Source organism: Streptomyces rhizosphaerihabitans (assembly GCF_025399795.1).
GTDB lineage: Bacteria > Actinomycetota > Actinomycetes > Streptomycetales > Streptomycetaceae > Streptomyces > Streptomyces rhizosphaerihabitans.
The window spans coordinates 147,811-166,138 of sequence record NZ_JAODTZ010000003.1; the positions used below are offsets into that span (position 1 = coordinate 147,811).

14 protein-coding genes are annotated in these 18,328 nt (G+C 71.7%); 3 read left to right on the top strand and 11 right to left on the bottom strand.

The window, feature by feature from the left end:
* The first annotated feature begins 17 nt into the window (after positions 1-17).
* Both N4G66_RS04205 and N4G66_RS04210 read left to right on the top strand, forming a co-directional pair.
* The gene (locus tag N4G66_RS04205) at positions 18-1,730 is read left to right on the top strand and encodes an aldehyde dehydrogenase family protein (protein WP_261702559.1); all 1,713 of its coding nucleotides are present in this window, start codon (positions 18-20) and stop codon (positions 1,728-1,730) included.
* A 50-nt stretch (positions 1,731-1,780) separates the two neighbouring features.
* Entirely contained in the window at positions 1,781-3,343 is a 1,563-nt protein-coding gene (locus N4G66_RS04210) for a long-chain-fatty-acid--CoA ligase (protein WP_261702560.1), read from the top strand.
* Positions 3,344-3,422: 79 nt separating this feature from the next.
* Here the strand turns inward: N4G66_RS04210 and N4G66_RS04215 are convergent, their stop codons facing one another.
* The 3 genes from N4G66_RS04215 to N4G66_RS04225 all read right to left on the bottom strand — a co-directional run bounded on the left by N4G66_RS04215 (position 3,423) and on the right by N4G66_RS04225 (position 9,749).
* Positions 3,423-4,724, bottom strand: coding sequence for an MFS transporter (locus N4G66_RS04215; RefSeq protein ID WP_261702561.1), 1,302 nt, complete (start codon positions 4,722-4,724; stop codon positions 3,423-3,425).
* Positions 4,721-7,996 carry an AfsR/SARP family transcriptional regulator gene (locus N4G66_RS04220; protein WP_261702562.1) on the bottom strand — a complete coding sequence of 1,092 codons (3,276 nt, stop codon included), beginning with the start codon at positions 7,994-7,996 and terminating at the stop codon, positions 4,721-4,723. Before N4G66_RS04220 ends, N4G66_RS04215 begins: the two co-directional genes overlap by 4 nt.
* Before the next feature lie 892 nt (positions 7,997-8,888).
* Complete coding sequence (locus N4G66_RS04225) at positions 8,889-9,749, bottom strand: alpha/beta fold hydrolase (protein ID WP_261702563.1); 861 nt, start codon at positions 9,747-9,749, stop codon at positions 8,889-8,891.
* Between the two features lie 64 nt (positions 9,750-9,813).
* Between N4G66_RS04225 and N4G66_RS04230 the strand changes: the two genes are divergently transcribed.
* On the top strand, positions 9,814-10,347 hold the full coding sequence (locus N4G66_RS04230) for a cysteine hydrolase family protein (RefSeq protein ID WP_261702564.1): 534 nt from the start codon (positions 9,814-9,816) through the stop codon (positions 10,345-10,347).
* Positions 10,348-10,455: 108 nt separating this feature from the next.
* On the opposite strand, the gene N4G66_RS04235 is transcribed toward N4G66_RS04230, so the two are convergent.
* From N4G66_RS04235 to N4G66_RS04270, 8 genes are all read right to left on the bottom strand, one after another.
* Positions 10,456-10,848, bottom strand: a complete 393-nt coding sequence (locus tag N4G66_RS04235; protein WP_261702565.1) for a PPOX class F420-dependent oxidoreductase — start codon at positions 10,846-10,848, stop codon at positions 10,456-10,458.
* A complete protein-coding gene (locus tag N4G66_RS04240; RefSeq protein WP_261702566.1) occupies positions 10,845-12,359 on the bottom strand; it encodes an FAD-dependent monooxygenase in 1,515 nt (504 codons plus the stop codon). The genes N4G66_RS04235 and N4G66_RS04240 overlap by 4 nt, the downstream gene beginning before the upstream one ends.
* The gene (locus N4G66_RS04245; RefSeq protein ID WP_261702567.1) at positions 12,356-13,924 is read right to left on the bottom strand and encodes an MFS transporter; all 1,569 of its coding nucleotides are present in this window, start codon (positions 13,922-13,924) and stop codon (positions 12,356-12,358) included. Before N4G66_RS04245 ends, N4G66_RS04240 begins: the two co-directional genes overlap by 4 nt.
* 80 nt (positions 13,925-14,004) lie before the next feature.
* Positions 14,005-15,042, bottom strand: a complete 1,038-nt coding sequence (locus N4G66_RS04250; RefSeq protein WP_261702568.1) for a 3-oxoacyl-ACP synthase — start codon at positions 15,040-15,042, stop codon at positions 14,005-14,007.
* Complete coding sequence (locus tag N4G66_RS04255; RefSeq protein WP_261702569.1) at positions 15,029-15,868, bottom strand: HAD family hydrolase; 840 nt, start codon at positions 15,866-15,868, stop codon at positions 15,029-15,031. Before N4G66_RS04255 ends, N4G66_RS04250 begins: the two co-directional genes overlap by 14 nt.
* Before the next feature lie 4 nt (positions 15,869-15,872).
* A complete protein-coding gene (locus tag N4G66_RS04260) occupies positions 15,873-16,838 on the bottom strand; it encodes an aldo/keto reductase (RefSeq protein ID WP_261702570.1) in 966 nt (321 codons plus the stop codon).
* 17 nt (positions 16,839-16,855) lie between these two features.
* Complete coding sequence (locus N4G66_RS04265; RefSeq protein ID WP_261702571.1) at positions 16,856-18,088, bottom strand: beta-ketoacyl-[acyl-carrier-protein] synthase family protein; 1,233 nt, start codon at positions 18,086-18,088, stop codon at positions 16,856-16,858.
* Positions 18,085-18,324, bottom strand: a complete 240-nt coding sequence (locus N4G66_RS04270; protein WP_261702572.1) for an acyl carrier protein — start codon at positions 18,322-18,324, stop codon at positions 18,085-18,087. The genes N4G66_RS04265 and N4G66_RS04270 overlap by 4 nt, the downstream gene beginning before the upstream one ends.
* Positions 18,325-18,328: the final 4 nt, after the last annotated feature.

Here is an 18,328-nt window from a genome sequence, read left to right on the forward strand (position 1 = left end):
CTATCGCTAGGAACGACGTGAACCCCAGCGCCCTCGATACCTCCTGCCTGGACCGGGCCGTCGCCGAGTTGCGTGGCGGTGCCGCGTCCTGGTCCGCCGCCCCGCTCACCGAACGCATCGCGCTGCTCGAACGGCTGCTGCGCCGGGTGGACTCCGGCGCGGCCGAGCTGGCCGCGGCCGGTGCCCGCGCCAAGGGCTACGATCCCGGCTCCCCGTGGGCCGCCGAGGACTGGAGCGGCGGTCCCTGGGCGCTCGCGCAGAACGCGGCGGCGTATCTGCACGTGCTGCGACGCCTCGCCGCGGGCCGCGAACCACTCGCGCCGAAGGCCGTGCGGGAGACGGCAGGCCGCACCCGCGTCGACGTGTTCCCGGCGACCGGCTGGGACCGGCTGCTGCTCAACCGCTTCACCGCCCAGGTGTGGATGCGGCCGGGCGTCACCGCCGCCGAGACACGCGACCGCGCGGCGGACGCGTACCGGGGCAGGCCGGAGCCCTCGGCCGTGGCCCTGGTGCTCGGCGCCGGCAACGTCGCCGCCATCACCGCGCTCGACATCCTGCACAAGCTCTACGTCGAGGGCCAGGTCGTCGTCGCCAAGATGAACCCCGTCAACGCCTATCTGCGACCCCACTTCGAGCACGTCTTCGCGGAGTTCGTGACCCGCGGCTGGGTCCGCTTCGTAGACGGCGGCGCGGCCGAGGGCGGCTACCTCGCCCATCACGAGGGCGTCGACGCGATCCACGTCACCGGCAGCGACCGTACGCACGACGCGATCGTCTGGGGGACGGGCGAGGACGCCGGGCGGCGCCGGCACGACGACCGGCCCCTGGTCTCCAAGCCCTTCAGCAGTGAACTCGGCGGCGTCAGCCCGTGCGTCGTCGCTCCCGGCCCGTGGAGCGACGCCGACTTCCGCTTCCAGGCCGAGCACATCGTCACCAGCAAGATGAACAACTCCGGCCACAACTGCATCGCCGGCCAGATCCTCGTCGTACCGCGCGACTGGGACGGCACCGAGAGGCTGCTGAACGAGATCCGCCGGGTGCTGCGCGCGCTACCGTCCCGCGCCGACTACTACCCCGGGGCCCGCGACCGCCTCGACGCCGTTCTCGCGGCCCACCCGCGGGCGGAGCGGTACGGCGACGGCTGCCGCCTCCTCGTCCCCGACGTCACCGGCCCCGACGACGTCCTGGTCAATGACGAGGTCTTCGCCAGCGCACTGGGCGTCGTACGGCTGCCCGGCGCGACCACGGCCGCGTTCCTGCGCAACGCCGTCGACTTCGCCAACGACCGCCTCCCCGGCACCCTCGGTGCCACCCTCATCGTGCACCCGAGGACCGAGCGGTCGGACCGGGCGGCGGTGGAGGCCGCCATCGCGGACCTGCGCTACGGCACCCTGGGCGTCAACTGCTGGTCCGCGGTGGGCTTTCTGCTCGGCTTCACCCCCTGGGGCGCCTTCCCCGGCCACTCCCGGCAGGAGATCGGCAGCGGCATCGGTTTCGTGCACAACGCGTTCATGCTCCGGGGCGAGGACATCGAGAAGACCGTGCTGCGCGCCCCGTTCACGCCCGCACCGCGCGGTCTGGTCACCGGAGACCCGTCGCTGACCCCGCGCCCCCCGTACTTCGTCACCAACCGCACGGCCCTGACCACCGTGAAGCGCCTCACCCGCTTCACCGCCGCGCCCGGTGTCCTGCGGCTGCCCGCCCTGTTCGCCTCAGCCCTGCGCGGCTGAGCCCGTTCGGCCCGCCCCGATCCGCGTCAACACCCCACGGAGAACAGCCCATGCTCAACCTCGCCGTCATGCTGGAGAACAGCGCCCGCGCCGTGCCCGACCGTACGGCGGTCGTCCTGGGCGACCTGCGGATGACGTACGCGGAGCTGGACACCGCCGCCCGCCGGGTGGCCGGGCTGCTGCGCTCGCGCGGCATCGAGCCCGGCGACAAGGTGGCCGTGTCCTGCCCCAACCTTCCGTCGTTCCCGGTCGTCTACTACGGCATCCTCAAGGCCGGCGCGGTGGTCGTCCCGCTCAACGTGCTTCTGAAGGGCCGTGAGATCGCCTATCACCTCGCGGACTCCGAGGCCAAGGCGTACTTCTGCTTCGAGGGCACCTCCGAGCTCCCCATCGGCCGGGAGGGCTGGAACGCGTTCGACGGGACGGAGAGCTGCGACCACTTCTTCCTGCTGACCGCGGCCCCCACCGAGACGTCGCCGATCCCGGGCGCGCGGACCCTGACGTCGGCGCTGGCCGGCCGGAGCGCCGACTTCGAGACGGTCGCCACCGAAGCGGACGACACCGCGGTCATCCTCTACACCTCCGGCACCACCGGCCGGCCCAAGGGCGCCGAACTCACCCACGCCAACCTCGCGCTGAACGTGCTGGCCTGCCACAAGATGTTCGGCGAGGCCGAGCAGGACGTCCATCTGATCGCCCTGCCGCTGTTCCACTCCTTCGGCCAGACCGTGCAGATGAACGCGGGGCTCGCCGCTCACGCGACACTTGTGCTGATGCCGCGCTTCGACGCGGGTTCGGCCCTGGCCCTGATGCGGCGTCACGCCGTCACCTTCTTCGCGGGCGTCCCCACCATGTACGGGGCACTGCTCGCGGAGGACGTGCCCGAGGCGGAACGGGCGGAGATCGCCGCGAACCTGCGGATCGCCGGCTCCGGGGGTTCGGCGCTGCCGGTCGAGATCCACCGCCGCTTCGAGGAGCGCTTCGGGGTCACCGTCCTGGAGGGGTACGGCCTGTCCGAGACCAGTCCGGCGGTGACGTTCACACCCCGTGGCGAGCCGGCGCGCGCCGGTTCCGTCGGCCGCCCGGTCTGGGGCGTGGAGGTGGACCTGATCGCCGAGGACGGTACGCCGGTGAAGGGTCCGGAGGCCGTCGGCGAGATCGTCGTACGCGGACACAACGTCATGAAGGGCTACTACGGGCGCCCCGAGGCGACCTCCGAGGTGCTGCGCGATGGCTGGTTCCGTACCGGTGACCTGGCCCGCCGGGACGCCGACGGATGGCTCTACGTCGTCGACCGCACCAAGGACCTGATCATCCGCGGCGGCTTCAACGTCTACCCGCGGGAGATCGAGGAGGTCCTGCTCACCCACCCCGCCGTGCGCATGGTGGCGGTCCTCGGCGTGCCGCACGCCACCCACGGCGAGGAGGTCAAGGCCTGTGTGGTCCTCGCCCCGGGCGCCGAACTCTCCGAGGCGGAGCTGAGCGCGTGGTGCCGGGACCGGATGGCGGGCTACAAGTACCCGCGCCAGGTGGAGTTCCGCGACCAGCTGCCCACCAACGCCACGGGCAAGATCCTCAAGCGTGAGCTGCGGGGCGTCCCCACGGCTCCCTGACCCCGGCCCACCGCATCAGGCCCCCGGACCGGCTCCCGGGGGCGCCGCCCCCGGGAGTCCTGCGGCGCGGGCGACGCGCCTACCCCTCTCCGACGGCCGCCAGGTCCACGTCCTTGGTCTCCCGGTACCGGAAGAACGACACCGTGCTGATCAGACAGAGCACCACCACGTACCACGGGTACCAGCCGGCGTGGCCGTGCGCGGCGAGGTACTCGATCAGGTAGGGCGCCGTGCCGCCGAACAGGGCCACCGTCAGCGCGTACGGCAGTCCGACGCCGCTCGACCGCAGCGACGTCGGGAACATCTCCAGCGTCGCCGACGGTGCCGCCCCCGCGTAGCAGCCGAACAGCAGCAGCGCCGCCGTCATCACCGCGCCCAGCCGCACGGCCGAACCCGACAGGAGCCCGAAGAGCAGCGGGGACAGGCAGGCGAACCCGCAGCCGAACACCAGCAGCAGCGGACGGCGCCCCCACCGGTCGGCGGCCATGCCGAACAGCGGCAGCGCGGCCATGAACACCACCTGCGCGACGACGGCGGCCTTCAGCGCGGCGTTCGCCGGTATCCCGTACTGGAGTTGGGCGTACAGCGGCAGATACGAGGCGAAGGTGTAGTAGACGACGGTCGCACCCAGGGTGAAGACGACCACGCGGGCGGCGGCGCGCGGGTGTGTGCGCAGCACCTGCCGTGCCGGGTGGTGCGACCGCTCCCGCACCGCGTCGAAGACGGGCGTCTCGCGCATCCGGCCGCGCAGGTACCAGCCGTACAGGGCGAGCAGCGCGCCGAGTGCGAAGGGAACACGCCAGCCCCAGGTTCCCAGCTGGGCAGGGGTGAGCGTGTTGCGCAGGAGGAGCGCGAGCAGGGTCGCCGCGAGGGTGCCGAGGGTGGTGCTGACGTAGACGGCGCTGGAGTACAGGCCGCGGCGCCCGCCCGGCGCGATCTCGTTCACGTACGTGCTCATCGCCGCGCCCTCGCCGCCCGCGGACAGCCCCTGGAGTGCCTTGGCGACCACCAGCAGCGCCGGGGCCAGTACGCCGACCGTCCGGTAGGGCGGGCAGATGGCGATCAGGAGGCTGCCGCCCGCCATCATCAGCAGGGACAGCCGCAGTGCGGTGGTGCGACCGCGGCGGTCGCAGTAGGCACCGATCAGCGCCCCGCCGAGCGGTCGGAACAGGAACCCGACGGCGAAGACCGACAGGGTCCGCAGGAGGTTCGTGGTCGCGTCGCCCGCCGGATAGAAGTGCGGGCCGAGCAGCGCGGCGAACGTCACGAACGCGGCCCAGTCGAACCACTCCATGGCATTGCCGATGGAGGCGGCGGCCAACGGCCGCAGCCGGTCCCGCTTCAGGGATACGCGACCCGCCTCCGCGACAAGGGTGTTCACGATGCCGTCCTCCCGTTCTGTGGTGGTGTGGCGGGTGTGGTGCCGAGCCGTGCGCGTACGTGGTCGGCCTCGGCGACGCCGATCTCGGTGAACGCCTCCAGGGCCTGGGTCCAGTACGCTCGCGCCCGCGGGTGGTCGCCGTCGAACGTGGCGACGGTGCCCAGGACGTGCTTGGCCCTGGCGATGTTCAGCCGCTGTGCGGTCGGCTGCGACAGGACGAGCGCCAGCTGTGCGCACTCCTTCGCGCGGTGCGGGTCGCCCAGACTCAGGTAGAGCGGGGCCAGTTCCAGGAGGACCTTGCTGCGGGCGATGTGGTTCACGCCCCCCTCGGCGAGGGAGCGGGCCTCCTCGGCGTGCCCGGCCGCGTCCTCGCGGCCCAGCAGCCCGTCGGTGACGGCCATGCGGGCCAGCGCGTACGCCTCGCCGGCGACGTAGCCGATCTGCCGGGCGCCGTCGAGCGCCGTGGCCGCGTAACGGGCCGACTCCGGCAGCGCGTCGAGACCCGTGCTGATGGCCGAGAGGAGGCACAGCGTCTCCACCTCGTAGGTGCGGTCCCCGCATTCCTGGAAGGAACTCAGCGCCCGCTGCGCCGAGTCGAGCGCGCTCTCGTGCCGGCCGAGGTCCAGGTCGACGAGGGCGAGCCCATACAGCGAGATGCTTCTGTCGTACGAGGAATCGATGGACTCGGACACCTTCAGCGCCCGCGCGAAACAGGACCGCGCCTCGGCCGGCTCCCCGGTGACCTGGCGCACCAGGCCCAGGTTGCGCAGGCTGTACGAGCTGATGTGGTGCAGACCGAGGCTGCCCGCGGTGGCCAGCGACGCCGTGAGGCACTCGGTGGCGCGCGCCATGTCTCCCCGCGTCCAGTGGATGAACCCCAACAGGCCCTGGGTGCTGGCCTCCAGCCGGGGGGACCGGATGGTGGACGCGACGTCGAGCGCCCGCCGCGCGGCCTCCTCCGCCTGCGCGCCCCGGCCCAGGCTGAGGTGGGCGAGGCTCATGTTGTTGAGCGTGGCCGCGACCTCCTCGGCCATGCCGAGCCGGTCGTGCAGCGCGAGGCTCTTCTCCTGGTGCGCGATGGCCCGCTCGTAGTCGCCCAGCGTGTTGTGGAGGTTGGCGAGGCTGCGGTGCATGGCCGCGATGCCGCGCTCCTCGTGGAGGGACTCGGCGGCGGACAGGCCGATGCTGGTCGTCTCGCGCCACTCGGTGCGGTACTTGCCCGTCCAGAAGAAGCCGCGCAGCGCGTCGGCCAGATGCCAGGACAGGTGGTGCGGGCCGTGCGTGCCGAAGTGGCGCACACAGGCCATCAGATTGCGCCGCTCGGCCAGCAGCCAGGCCGTCGCGTGGCTCTCGTTCGGGAAATGCGGCGCGTCGAAGGTCGCCTTCGGCCGCTCCGGCTGGGCGAGCCGCACGAATTCCGAGTAGAGGACGTCGGCCGCGGCGCAGGCGCCCGCGAGATACCACTGGCCGAGCCGCTCCAGGGCCTCGGCCCGCTCCCGGGCGGAGTGCTCGACGAGCGCGCGGCCCTGCGCGTACTCGCGCAGCAGGTCGTGGAACTGGTAGCGGCCGGGGGCGGGCTGCTGCAACAGGCTCGCCGTCTCCAGGCGGCTCAGGCCGGTCCGTGCCTGCGCCTCGCTGATGTCGGCGAGCACCGACACGGCGGCCGGTGTGAAGTCGGAGCCGGGGAAGAGCCCGGCCAGGCGGAAGACAGCGCGGTCGTCCGGGGTCAGTGCGTCGTACGACAGAGCGATGGCCGTGGAGACGGCGGAGGTCGTGTCGCCGTCGACGGAGAGGGCTGCGAGGCGGTTTCCGCGCCGCAGACTCTCCAGGTAGTCCTCGGTCTGCCCGCCGGGGGCGCCGATCAGGTTGGCCGCGGCGATCCGGAGCGCGAGCGGCAGGTACGAGCACAGGGCGGCCACTTCGCGTACCACTTCGGGCTCGATCGCCACCGCGGCCTGCCGCAGCATGCCGGTGACCAGCTCGGCCGACTCCTGCGCGCTGAGCGTGCCGACCCGGATCACCTGGGCGCCGTGCGTGACCGCGAGGGAGCGCAACTGCCGTCTGCTGGTGATCAGTACGGAACATCCCGCGTCACCGGGGATGAGCGGCAGCACCTGCTCGACGCTGGACGCGTTGTCCAGCACCACCAGCACACTCTTCCCGGTCAGCTTCGACCGGTAGAGGTTGGCCTGTTCGACCGGGTCGACCGGGATCTGCTCCGCGGGCACGCCGAGGCTGCGCAGGAACTGCGAGAGCACCTGGTCCGGCGGGAGCGGCGCGTGCGCCCCGCCCTGCTCGTAGCCGCGCAGGTTCACGTACAGCTGTCCGTCCGGGAAGGCGCCCCGCACCCGGCTGCCGAGCCATACCGCGAGCGCCGTCTTGCCCACGCCGGGCGGCCCGGACAGGACCACGACGGGGACGCCGGTACGGTCCGGAGCCGGCGGAAGCATCGTCTCGATCCGGCCGACGACATCACCCCTGCCCACGAACCCCAGGGCCAGCGGCGGGAGTTGCGCGGGCACCGTGACGGCGCCGAGGCGCGGCCCGTGCGGGGCCGCGAGCGCAGGGTCCGATTCGAGGATGCCGGCGTGCAGGGCGCGCAGCCTTTCGCCGGGCTCGACGCCGAGTTGCTCGACCAGTTCGCGGCGGGCCTGCTGGTAGATGTCCAGCGCCTCCGCCTGCCGCCCCGAGCGGTACAGAGCCAGCATCAGCAGGCTCCAGAAGTTCTCCCGCAGGGGGTTGTCCATGGCCGCCGTGCGCAGCTCCTTCACCAGCTGCGCGTGCCTGCCGAGGTGGAGCTCGGTCTCGAAGTACGCCTCCAGCGCGCCGAGCCGCTCGTCCTCCAGCGCCGGGGACTCGTCACGGCGTAACGCGTCCGACGGGATGTCCGCGAGCGGCGCGCCCCGCCAGATGCTCAGCGCGTCGGCCAGCAGCCGCGTCCGCTCCTCCGGCGTCTCCGCCTGCTGCGCCTGACGCACCAGCCGGCGGAACCGCGTCAGGTCCAACTCCCCGTCGGCCACGTCGATCCGGTAGCCGCCGGCCGCCGTCTCCACCAGGCCGGCGTCACCGAGCAGCATCCGCAGCCGTCGTACGTACGTGTGGAGTGCTCCGCGCGGGTTCGACGGCTTGCGCTCGTCCCACAGCCAGTCGGCGAGACGGTCGTTGTCGACCACCGAACCGGCCCGCAGCAGCAGCGCGGCCAGCAGCACCCGGAGCTTCCCGGAATCAATTACCAGTTCTTTGCCGGCGACGCGTGCGGAGAGTGTTCCCAATATCCCGAAGTTGTTCCCGATGCCAGGCGCGGCGGCGCCTGGCAATGGGACGAATTCTGTTCGCGCCATGCAGTTCTTGCCATCCCCCGTAAGCGTGTGCACGGCCTCCCGATGCCGCGCTCCGCGCCATTGCTGGAACGTGTGCAAGGGGACCCCTCAGCCGTGCGGTTGCCACCATAAACGACACCGGAGGCGGCCCGGGAGTTCCACCTTGTTCGATTTCTCACACGGCGGGTCCGGGCCGCTCACGGTCCGCACCCGCCGAGGTGAGGGCTGCGGGAGCGGTTCCGGATACCTGGCGGAGGGCGACCCTCCAGGTCCCGGTGTGCACCTGTGACGGTTCGGTGCGGAATTCCTCACACGATGTTCCACGGCTGTTCGATGGCGAGGGAATTCCCTGCCATGACGGTCGTTTCGCGGGAGTGATGGGCTTGTAACGAGTTCCCGACCGCTTCGAAGTCTCCGGATTCCCGGCACGGACAGGTGCGCTCACGCAGTGCCCGTGAACCGGGAAATCGCCGCCGTCAGCGGATCCGAGAAGGACACCTCGTCAAGGCGGTAAGAAGGGCGCCGGCTGCGCAGCGCCTGGAGGAAATCGCTTTCTGCGTCCGGACCTCCGGCTTCGGCCGACGAAGACGCGAGGGGTTCGCGGGACGACGGGACCGCGCCGTCGGCGGCAGACAGGTGAGGGACTCCGCCGCCGGGCTCCGGGACGGGCGGCAGCGGGGTGTGGCCGTGCGCCTCGGTCTTGGAGCAGCCGCCCGACGCCGCGCCCACGTGCGCTCTCGGCCGCGCGTGCCAGAGAGCGGCCCTGCCGGTTGCATGACGCATCACAGTCTCCTTCGTACGCGATTCGTGTCCGACGGCCGTGCCGGGGAGCGGGATCCGGCAGTCAGGTCCGGCGCAGGTGGTCGACGACCAGCGACCTGATGGTCGACGACCAGTGCGGCGGGAAGATGTGGCCCATGCCGGCGATCCGCCACAGGCGCGCGCGACGGATCACCCGGTGCAGTTCCTCGCCGTGTTCCAGCGGAAGGACCGGGTCCTGCTCGCCGTGCACGACAAGGGTCGGCACGTCGAGGGCGGCGATCCGACCGGTCAGCGGGGGCGTGCGGTCCAGGGCCGCCGTGTGACGCCAGGAGGTGTCGGGCTCATGGCCGCGGGCCATCACGCGCCGGACCAGGTCCACCCAGTAGGCCTGGTCGAACGGCACGGCGGCCCCCACCAGCACCCGCCAGCCGTCGACCGCCGCGGCCAGGCACTCCTCGGGCCCCCGCGGCGGGCAGGCGGTGAGCCGCGCGGCCCGCTCCAGCATCGGCGGGCGCGGACCGGGCAGCCCGGTGCGCGGCGGCAGCCGCACATCGCCGTTCGCGTCCGGGGAACTGGACAACAGCACCAGCGACCGGACGAGTTCGGGCCGGTCGAGCGCGAGCAGCTGGGCCACCATGCCGCCGACGGACTGGCCCACCACATGCGCCGAGCCCAGCCCGAGCCCGACGATCACGTCAGCGGCGTCCGCGGCCAGCGTCGACAGGTCGTACTCGCCGTCGGACTTCCCCGATCTGCCGGTGTCCCGGTGGTCGTAGCGCACCACGAAGTACCCGTCCGCGGCGATCAGCCGGCACAGTTCGTCCGGCCACACGATGCCCGGCGCCGTGCCGCCCATCACCAGCAGCACCGCCGGATCGCGGCGGCTGCCGAACGTCTCCGTCCACAGTCGCAGGCCGTCCTGCGTCGCGATTGGCCTCTCCATCGGGCTCTGTTTTCCCCTTGGTAGGGTGCGGTGGACCGCTGATCATCCGTCCTGGGGGAACTGAATGACCCGCGCACGCACGGCACTTGTCCTGGTTGATCTGCAACGGTGGATCGTCGACATGCCGTGGCAGCCGGCCGACGGCGATGCCGTGAGCGAGGCCTGTGGAAGGCTGCGCGAGCACTTCGCGAGCACCGGCTCCTCGACCGTCGTCCTGGTCCGGTACGTACGAGCCGACGGCGCCGACGGCGGCGTCGACGCCGCCCCCAATCAGTTGGTTCCCGGTCTTGAACCGCGTACCGGTGAAAGCCTGGTGACCAAGCACGGCCTCGACGCCTTCGAGGGCACCGACCTCCACGACCGCCTGTGCCGCGAAGGCGTCACCCAGGTCGTGATCGCCGGTCTGTCCACCGCGCACGGCGTCGCCGCCACCGCCGCGACGGCGCTGCGCCTGGGCTACGACGTGGTCGTCGTCTCCGACGCCACCGCCAGTGTGGACGCGGCGCAGCACCGCGAGGCGCTCGACCGGCTCATCGCGCTCGGCGCGCGCACCGGCCTGGTCTCGGACTTCGCGGCCGCCGAGGTCGGCGGGAACTGACCTCGTGGCCGCGAAGGTGCCGGCGGGAGCCGGCCTTCGCGGCCCGGCGGGTCACCGTGGGCCGGCCTCAGGCCGACCGGTTCACTGGTGCGGCCTCAGGCCCCCGGTTCACTGGTGGCTGACCGCCGTCGGCTTGACCACGTACACGATGCGGTGCGCGACGTCCGGCGGCGGGCCGTCCAGCTTCATGCCGTACCGCTCCGCGAGCTGCGCGAAGAACTCGCCGGACGAGTCGTCGTCGATCCGCACCACCTCGCCGCGGATCTCCAGGTAACGGTAGGGCTGCTCCGGGTCGTTGACCGACACCGCGACGTGCGGGTCGGCCGTGATGTTCTTGTACTTGTAGCGGACCGTCGTGTTGGTGAAGCGGACGTACTCTCCGTCCCAGGAGAACCACATGGGGTTCACCTGCGGACCGTCGCCCGCCGCCCGGATCGTGGCCAGATGGCCGAAGAGCGGCCGCTCCAGCAGGTCCCGGTGGCTTTCCGGAATGAGGCTCATACGGTGTGTTCCTTCACTTTCCGTTGTTCGTCCTGCCCGGCACCGAGCAGGGGGCGGAACAGGTCCGTCAGTCGTGCCCGCATCGTGGGGGCGTCCCTGGCGATCGAATCCACGTGACCGTCCGGCCGGACGAGCACGAGCGCGGGCTTTCCGCGGGTCGCCCCGGTGCGGACGTCGAGCACCGCGCCGAGCCGGTCCTCGCACCACCGTGTCAGCTCCCGCGCCGACCCGTCCCGCGACCCCGTCAGGATCAACGTGTGGCGCAGATCGTCGAGTTCCTTCCGCAGCGGCTGCGGCACCAGCGCGCCGGGCACGAACCCGGCCGTCTTCTTTCCGGCCGAGGGCTCGGTCCGGTATTTCGTCCGCAGACCGGCGAGCCACGGAATGTACGCCAGGTCGAAGAGCCGCAGGCCCGACGCGACACGCAGCAGACTGTCGCGCAGGAGGACCTGGTGGCCCTTGCGCAACAACCACAGCTTCGTCTGCACGTCTGCCTGGCGCACCACCGCGCGCGCCGCGTCCCCGCGCTCGCTCACATAGGTGTCGAGCAGTCGTTCGGCGCTGTGTCCGTGCCAGACGAGGGCGAGTTTCCAGGACAGGTTGTGGGCGTCGTTGACACCGGTGTTGAGACCCTGCCCGCCGGCCGGGCTGTGGATGTGCGCGGCGTCCCCGATCAGGAAGACCCTGCCGTCCCGTGTCGTGTCGGCATGCCGCGCGTGCACGTTGAAGACGCTGATCCAGTCGGGGTCGCGAAGCCGGATGCCGCCGGGCCCACGCTCGTCGACCAGGCTCTGCACCATGGCCAGGTCGACGTCCTCCTGGTTCACCCCGGGCGGCGCCGAGGTGAACACGCGCCAGCGGCCGTCCGGCAGGCCGCAGGCCACCAGAATGCCTCGTGGTGAGCAGAAGTAGTGCGTCATGCGGTGGTCGAAGTGGGTGTCGACCATCACGTCCGCGACCACGAACCGCAGTTCGTACGTGGATCCTTCGAAGCCGATGCCGAGCCGGCCGCGGACCGTGCTGCTCGCCCCGTCCGCCCCGATGACGTACGCGAACTCCTCCTCGTGCTCGGTGCCGTCCGGGTGGCGCAGCCGGGCACGCACCCGGTCGTCCAGTTGGTCGAAGCCGAGCAGTTCGGTCCGCCACCGCACGGCGCCGCCGACCGAGGCGAAGTTGGTCCGCAGGACCTCCTCGATGTCCGGCTGCGGGCAGATCAGCGGCCGGGTCGCCGGCTTGTAGCGGAGGTCGGCGATGACCTTCCCGTCGGAGTAGTACCGCATCTGCGACTGGGGCAGCGCGCGGGTGGCGAGCAGTTCCTGCCCGCCGACCCGGTGCATCAGCTCGACGGTCCGCGGCCACAGGCCCAGCGCCTTCGACAGCGTGCTGGGGCCGTCGGCCCTGTCCACGCAGCGGACCGGTACACCGCGCCGGGTGAGTTCGGTCGCCGCGGTGAGCCCGGCCGGTCCCGCGCCCGCGACCAGGACGGGGAGGGCGTCCGCGGGGGCGGTCATACGGCCGCCTTCTCGACGGCGGGTTCGGCGGCCGCGGCCGGCTGGACACGCTCGCGCAGCATCACGCTCACCAGCACGGCGCTCGCGGCACAGATGGCGACGACCACCCACAGCACCTGGTGCAGACCGTCGGTGTAGCTGTCGGCGAGCAGGTCGCGGAAGCCGGAGCGGGCGGAACCGGTGACGGCGTCGACCGCCCCGGCCGTGTCGCCGCCGATCACGCGGTCGGCCATGTTGCCCGCGTCGACGCCGTTCGCGCCCCGGACTGCGGACAGGCCGTCGGAGATGTGCGAGCGCGTCGAGTTGAGCAGCACGGCGCTCATCACGGCGATGGCGAACGCCTCACCGGCCAGGCGCATCGTGTTGAAGAGGCCGGCGGCTGCACCCGCCTGCGCCGGCTCCACGGAGGTGATCGCCGCGCCGTCCACCAGGCCGGCTGTCATGCCCATCGAGATGCCGAGCAGGAGCAGCGGACCGGCCAGCGCCACGAGCGTCACGTCCGGGTCGATCAGGGTGAGCCAGCCCGCGCCCACCGCGGCGACCACGAGGCTCAGGGTGAGGATGAGCCGGGTGGACACGCCGTTCTTGACCAGCTTGCTGACGACGAGCGGAACCACCAGGACCGGCAGGGTGAGCAGCATCATCGTGGCGCCCGAGGCGTTCGTGCTCATCCCCGCGACCCCGGTGAAGTACGTGGGCAGCAGCACCAGCAGGCACACGAAGCTGAAGGACAGCGCGACGGGGATCAGCGAAACCGCCATGAAGCGGCCCTGCTTGAGGAGCGAGAGCTGGATCATGGGCTGACGCTGCCGCAGTTCGGCGACGGCGAACAGTGCCATCAGTGCGACCGCCGCGGCGAACAGCAGCAGCGTTCCACCGCTCGTCCAGCCCTGCTGCGGCCCCTGGACGATGGCGTACATCAGGCAGAACAGGGACAGCGTGAACGTCGTGGTGCCGGCCCAGTCGACCTTCGTCGCAGCGGGGTTCCTCGACTCCGGCATCATCGGCACCGCGACGAGCACGAGCACCGAGATGACCAGGTGCGAGAAGAACACCGAACGCCAGCCGAAGGTGTTGACGAGCAGACCCGCGGTCGAGGGGCCGAGTGCCAGGCCGGCGCCGGCCGACGAGCCGAGGATCGCGAAGGCCCGCGCCTGGGCTGCGCCCTCGAACGTCGTGGCCAGTATCGCGGCGCCCGAGGTCATCACCGCCGCGGCCCCGAGCCCGGCCAGCGCACGCGCCACGTCGAGCACCGTGATGCTCGACGTCACCGCGCTGACCAGGGTCGACAGGCCGAACAGGACGGTACCGGCGGCGAACATCCGCCGTCGGCCCACGATGTCCGCGAGCGATCCGCAGCCCAGCATGAAGCAGGCGAAGGCGAGGTTGTAGGCGTTGACCACCCACTGCAGCGAGGCGAGCCCCACGTGCAGATCGGAGTTGATCTCCGGAAGCGCGACGGAGGTACCGGTCAGCGAGGCGGGCAGGACCAGGACGGCGAGACAGACCGCGACGAGCGTCAGTGTCGGATTGCCGCGACCGGTGTCCGGACGAGCCGTACTCATGAAACGTCCCCTTCCAGGGGGTTGATGGGGGGAGTTGATGGGGGGTAGGTGTACGAGTGGGGGCAGGTGTACGAGTGGGGTCAGCGGGCGGGCCGGGCGACGACCGCGCAGGTGAAGCCGAAGCCCCCGCCCGCCGAGATGGTGACGGCGATCTCGCCCGGCGCGAGGAGTTCCCGCTCCCGGATGTCCGTCAGGTTCGCCGCCATGTCGCCGGCCCCCAAGTGGCCTGTCCGGTTGCCGAGTTCGACGATCCTTGCCTTGGTCAGGCCCTCGACCGCCGGGTGGTACGTCTCGCGGCGGACCTTGATGCCCACCCTGGGGAGGGCGAGAACCCGGATGCGGGGGTCGCCGGCGTCGATGCCGGCCTCCTCCAGCGCGGTCGTGACGATGCCGCGCAGGGCGGCGTGCACTCCGCTGTAGAAGCCGTCGAGGCCGACATCGTTGATGAACGCCTTCTTGGTGCGCTTGACGTCGATCCGGTCGCTGTTCCACCGGCTCGCCGGGGTGAACTCGTCCCGGCCGCGGTGCAGTCCCTCGGCCGCCGAGACGGCGGCGCTGGACAGGCCGAGGAGCGTGAACTCGTCGAGGGAGTCGTCGCGTTCGTGCAGCAGGATCGCCGTCGCCCCGTCGCCGTAGAACACGCCGTAGTCGCCCGCCCAGCGGTCGAAGCCCTCGTCGGGGAAACGGTCGCCGGTGGTGACCAGCGCGGTGCCGGTGGTGCTGTCGGCCAGGAGCCGCGCCGCGGCCGCCTCCAGCGCGGTGCCGCCGCCGTTGCACATCACCTGGATGCCCAGCGGTACACCGCGCACCGCGCCGACCCGGTGCGCCACGTAGTGCGCGGGTGACCAGAAGTCGTGACCCTGGTGATGGATCCAGGCGTGCGTGGTGAAACCGAGGTCGGCGCCGTCCCAGCCCGCCGCTTCGAGCGCGCCGCGTGCCGCCTCCACCGCCATGTCCGGCGCCGAGACCGTTCCCGAGACCGGGACCTCCGTGACGCCGGTGTTCGTCAGGTCGTCCTCTGCGATCCTGCCCCGCGCGACGGCGTCCAGGGCGGTCTCGACGGTCTTTGGCAGACAGGTCCTGACGGCCCTGATCCCCAGCCCGTTACCGAGTCGCATAGTTGAGTTCCTCCGTGCTCGACGCGGCTGGAGCCGATGGGGCGGGTGGGGTGGGTGAGGCTGCCGGAGAGGAGGAGGAAGGGTGCCTGGACGGGTCCGCAGCGGCGGACCCCTGTGCCACCGCTGCGGACCCGCCGGTCCCCGGCAACCGGATCCAGCCGAACCGATCGGCGTGTTCGGCGAGCACCGGGTCGTCCCCGACCACCCCCGCACCCCCCACGCAGGTCAGCAGGGGCAGATCCGACGCGTGGTCGCCGTACGCCACGCAGTCCTCGGGACGTGCGCCCGACCGGTTCATCAGCGCGCGGGCGGCCGTGGCCTTCGCCTCGCCGATCATCGCGCCGCGCACCTCGCCGGTGTACCGGCCCGCGGCCACCTCGGGCTCGCCGCACAGGATGTGGTCGGCGCCGAGGTGCTCCGCGATCGGGTCGAGGCAGGCCCGGAACGACCCCGAGACCAGCGCGACCTCGCACCCCTCGGCCCGGAGCCGGCGCAGCTCCCGTACGGCCTCCTCGTGGAGGAAGCCGTCCCGCTGCCGCTCGCGGGCGAACCAGCGGCGCCCGCTCTCGGCGACGGCGGCCTGTTCCATCCCCGCGTAGTTCCGGTAGTAGGCGCGGTTGGTCACCTCGCGGGGCACGCCGGCCCGCGCCGCTCGCGTCAGCTCGCCCGCGGCCGCTCGGTAGCGATCCGGATCGGCGAGGTGGAACTCCAGGAAGGAGAACATGCTCTTGGTGTCGATGAGCGTCTCGTCGACGTCGAAGAACGCGATCCGGACAGGCCTGGCATGCCTCGGCCCGCTCCCGGTGGACCGGGTGTCGTCGCTCATGCGCTCAGTACCTGCTTCCGACGGCGGCGGGCAGCGCGGCCAGGTCGGCCAGGTCCTCCTCGGTGAGGTGGACCTCCACCGCGGCCAGGTTCTCCCGCAGATAGCGGGAGTTCTTCGTGCCGGGGATCGGCACGACCCGGTCGCCCTGCGCCAGCGTCCAGGCGATTGCCACCTGGGCGGGCGTGACGGAACGGCGGTCGGCGACCTCCCGGATCACATCGACGATGCGCTGGTTCGCCTCCATCGCGGTGCGGTGGAAGCGCGCGTTGGCGGTGCGGAAGTCGCTGTCCTCGAACTGGCCGGCGTGCAGCGTCCCGGTGAGGAAGCCGCGGCCCAGCGGCGCGAACGGGATGAAGCTCGCCCCCACGCTCTCGCACCAGCCGACCATCCCGCCCGACTCGCCCTCCAGCGCGTCGCGTGTCCACAGCGAGAGTTCGGACTGGACGGCGGTCACCGGGTGGATCTCGTGTGCGTCGCGGGCCTGGGCGACGGTGGCCTCGGACAGGCCGAGCCAGCGCACCTTGCCCTCTTCGACCAGCTCCGCCATCAGGCCCCAGGTCTCGGCCAGCGGGACGGCGGGGTCGATGCGATGGACGTAGTAGAGGTCGATCACATCGATGTCCAGCCGTCGCAGGCTGGCCTCGACCGCCGTACGCAGATAGGCCGGTGAGTTGTCGCGGTGGGCCGCCCGGTGCTGGAGGTCGTCCAGGACGATGCCGAACTTCGTCGCGACGACCGCCTCGTCCCGGCGGCCCGCGACGGCCTTGCCCAGCAGCGTCTCGTTGTGGCCCGCTCCGTAGAGATCGGCCGTGTCCAGCAGGTTCCCGCCGAGGTCCAGTGCCTCGTTGATGACCCGGATGGAGCGTTCGTCGTCCCGGGCGGACTCCTGGTAGAGCCAGCTCATGCCCATGCACCCGAGGCCGACGCCACCGATCTTGATTCCCGTGTTGCCCAGATTTCTCAGGCGCACCTTTCCTCCTTCTGTCTTCAGACGGCCGCGAATACGAGTGCGGCGTTGTGGCCGCCGAAACCGAGTGATGTGCTCACCGCGACCTCCAGGTCGGCCTCCGCCGCCTTGCCCGACGTGACGTTGAGGTCGATCTCGGGGTCGAGCTCGGTGAGGTTGGCCGTCGGCGGGACCACGCCATCGCGCAGCGCCAGCGCGGTGAAGGCCGCCTCGATGGCGCCCGCGGCGGCGAGCGCGTGCCCGGTGACGCCCTTGGTCGAGGTGACCAGCGGACGCTCGCCCAGGACCCGGCGCAGTACACGGCCCTCGGCGACGTCGTTGAGCGGGGTGGAGGTGCCGTGCGCGTTCACGTGGTCCACCTCGTCCGTCCCCGCACCCGCATCGGCGAGGGCGGCGCGCAGGGCGCGCTCCATCCCGGCTCCGCTCGGGTCCGGCGCCGTGGCGTGGTACGCGTCCGTCGAGGAGCCGAAGCCGATCACGTTGGCGTAGACCGAGGCACCGCGCGCCCGGGCGTCCTCGGGCCGCTCCAGTACGAGGATCCCGGCGCCCTCCCCCGCGACGAAGCCGTCACGCGCCGCGTCGAACGGCCGGGACGCGGCGCCCGGGTCGTCCCGCCGCCCCGAGAGCCCGCCCATCCGCGTCAAGCCGGTGATGGTCGCGGGCGTCAAGGCGGCCTCGGCGCCACCGGCTAGCACCACGTCGCAGGTCCCGGACCGCAGCAGGTCCCGGGCCAGGCCGATGGCGTTGGAGCCGGACGCGCAGGCGGTGGCGGTGACCATGCTCGGTCCGAACGCCTTGATGTCGATGGCCATGTGGCCCGCGACCATGTTCGACATCCCCATGGGGATCATCAGCGGGGAGACGCTCTTGGGCGCGTCCTCCAGGAACCTGCGGTGCTGCTGCTCCCACGTTCCCGTACCGCCGAGGGAGTTGCCGACGATGACGCCCACGCGGGTGCCGTCCCAGCTCTCCGGGTCGAGCCCCGCGTCGGCCACCGCCTGGCGGGCGGCGACGATGGCCAGCTGGGTGAAGCGGTCCAGCCGCCAGGCGTTGCCCGGCCCGAGCAGCGCACCAGCGTCGAAGCCCGGCACACGGCAGGAGAAGTCGACCGGGAGACCGGCGAGTCCGGGATCGGAGGCGGCGGTCGGCCGGCCGGAGCACACCCGCTCCCAGCTCGTCCGCGTGTCGAGGCCGGCGGCGGTCACGAGTCCGACACCTGTGATCGCCACGGCCCCCTTGGAGGGGTGGGTCACGCGCGCACGCCCTGGGACTCGATGAGCTCGACGGTGTCCTCTATGGTCGTCTCGCCCTGGAGTATGTCGTCGGTGAGGTCGACCCCCAGCTCCCTGTTGATGATCATGGTCAGCTCGATCAGCGCGAGCGAGTCGAGGGCGAGATCCTTGTAGGAGATGTCCGGCTCGATCTTCGCGGCGGGCACGCCGAGCTGGGAGACGAGCAGACCGGTCAGCTTTTCCTGTACAGCACTCATGGTT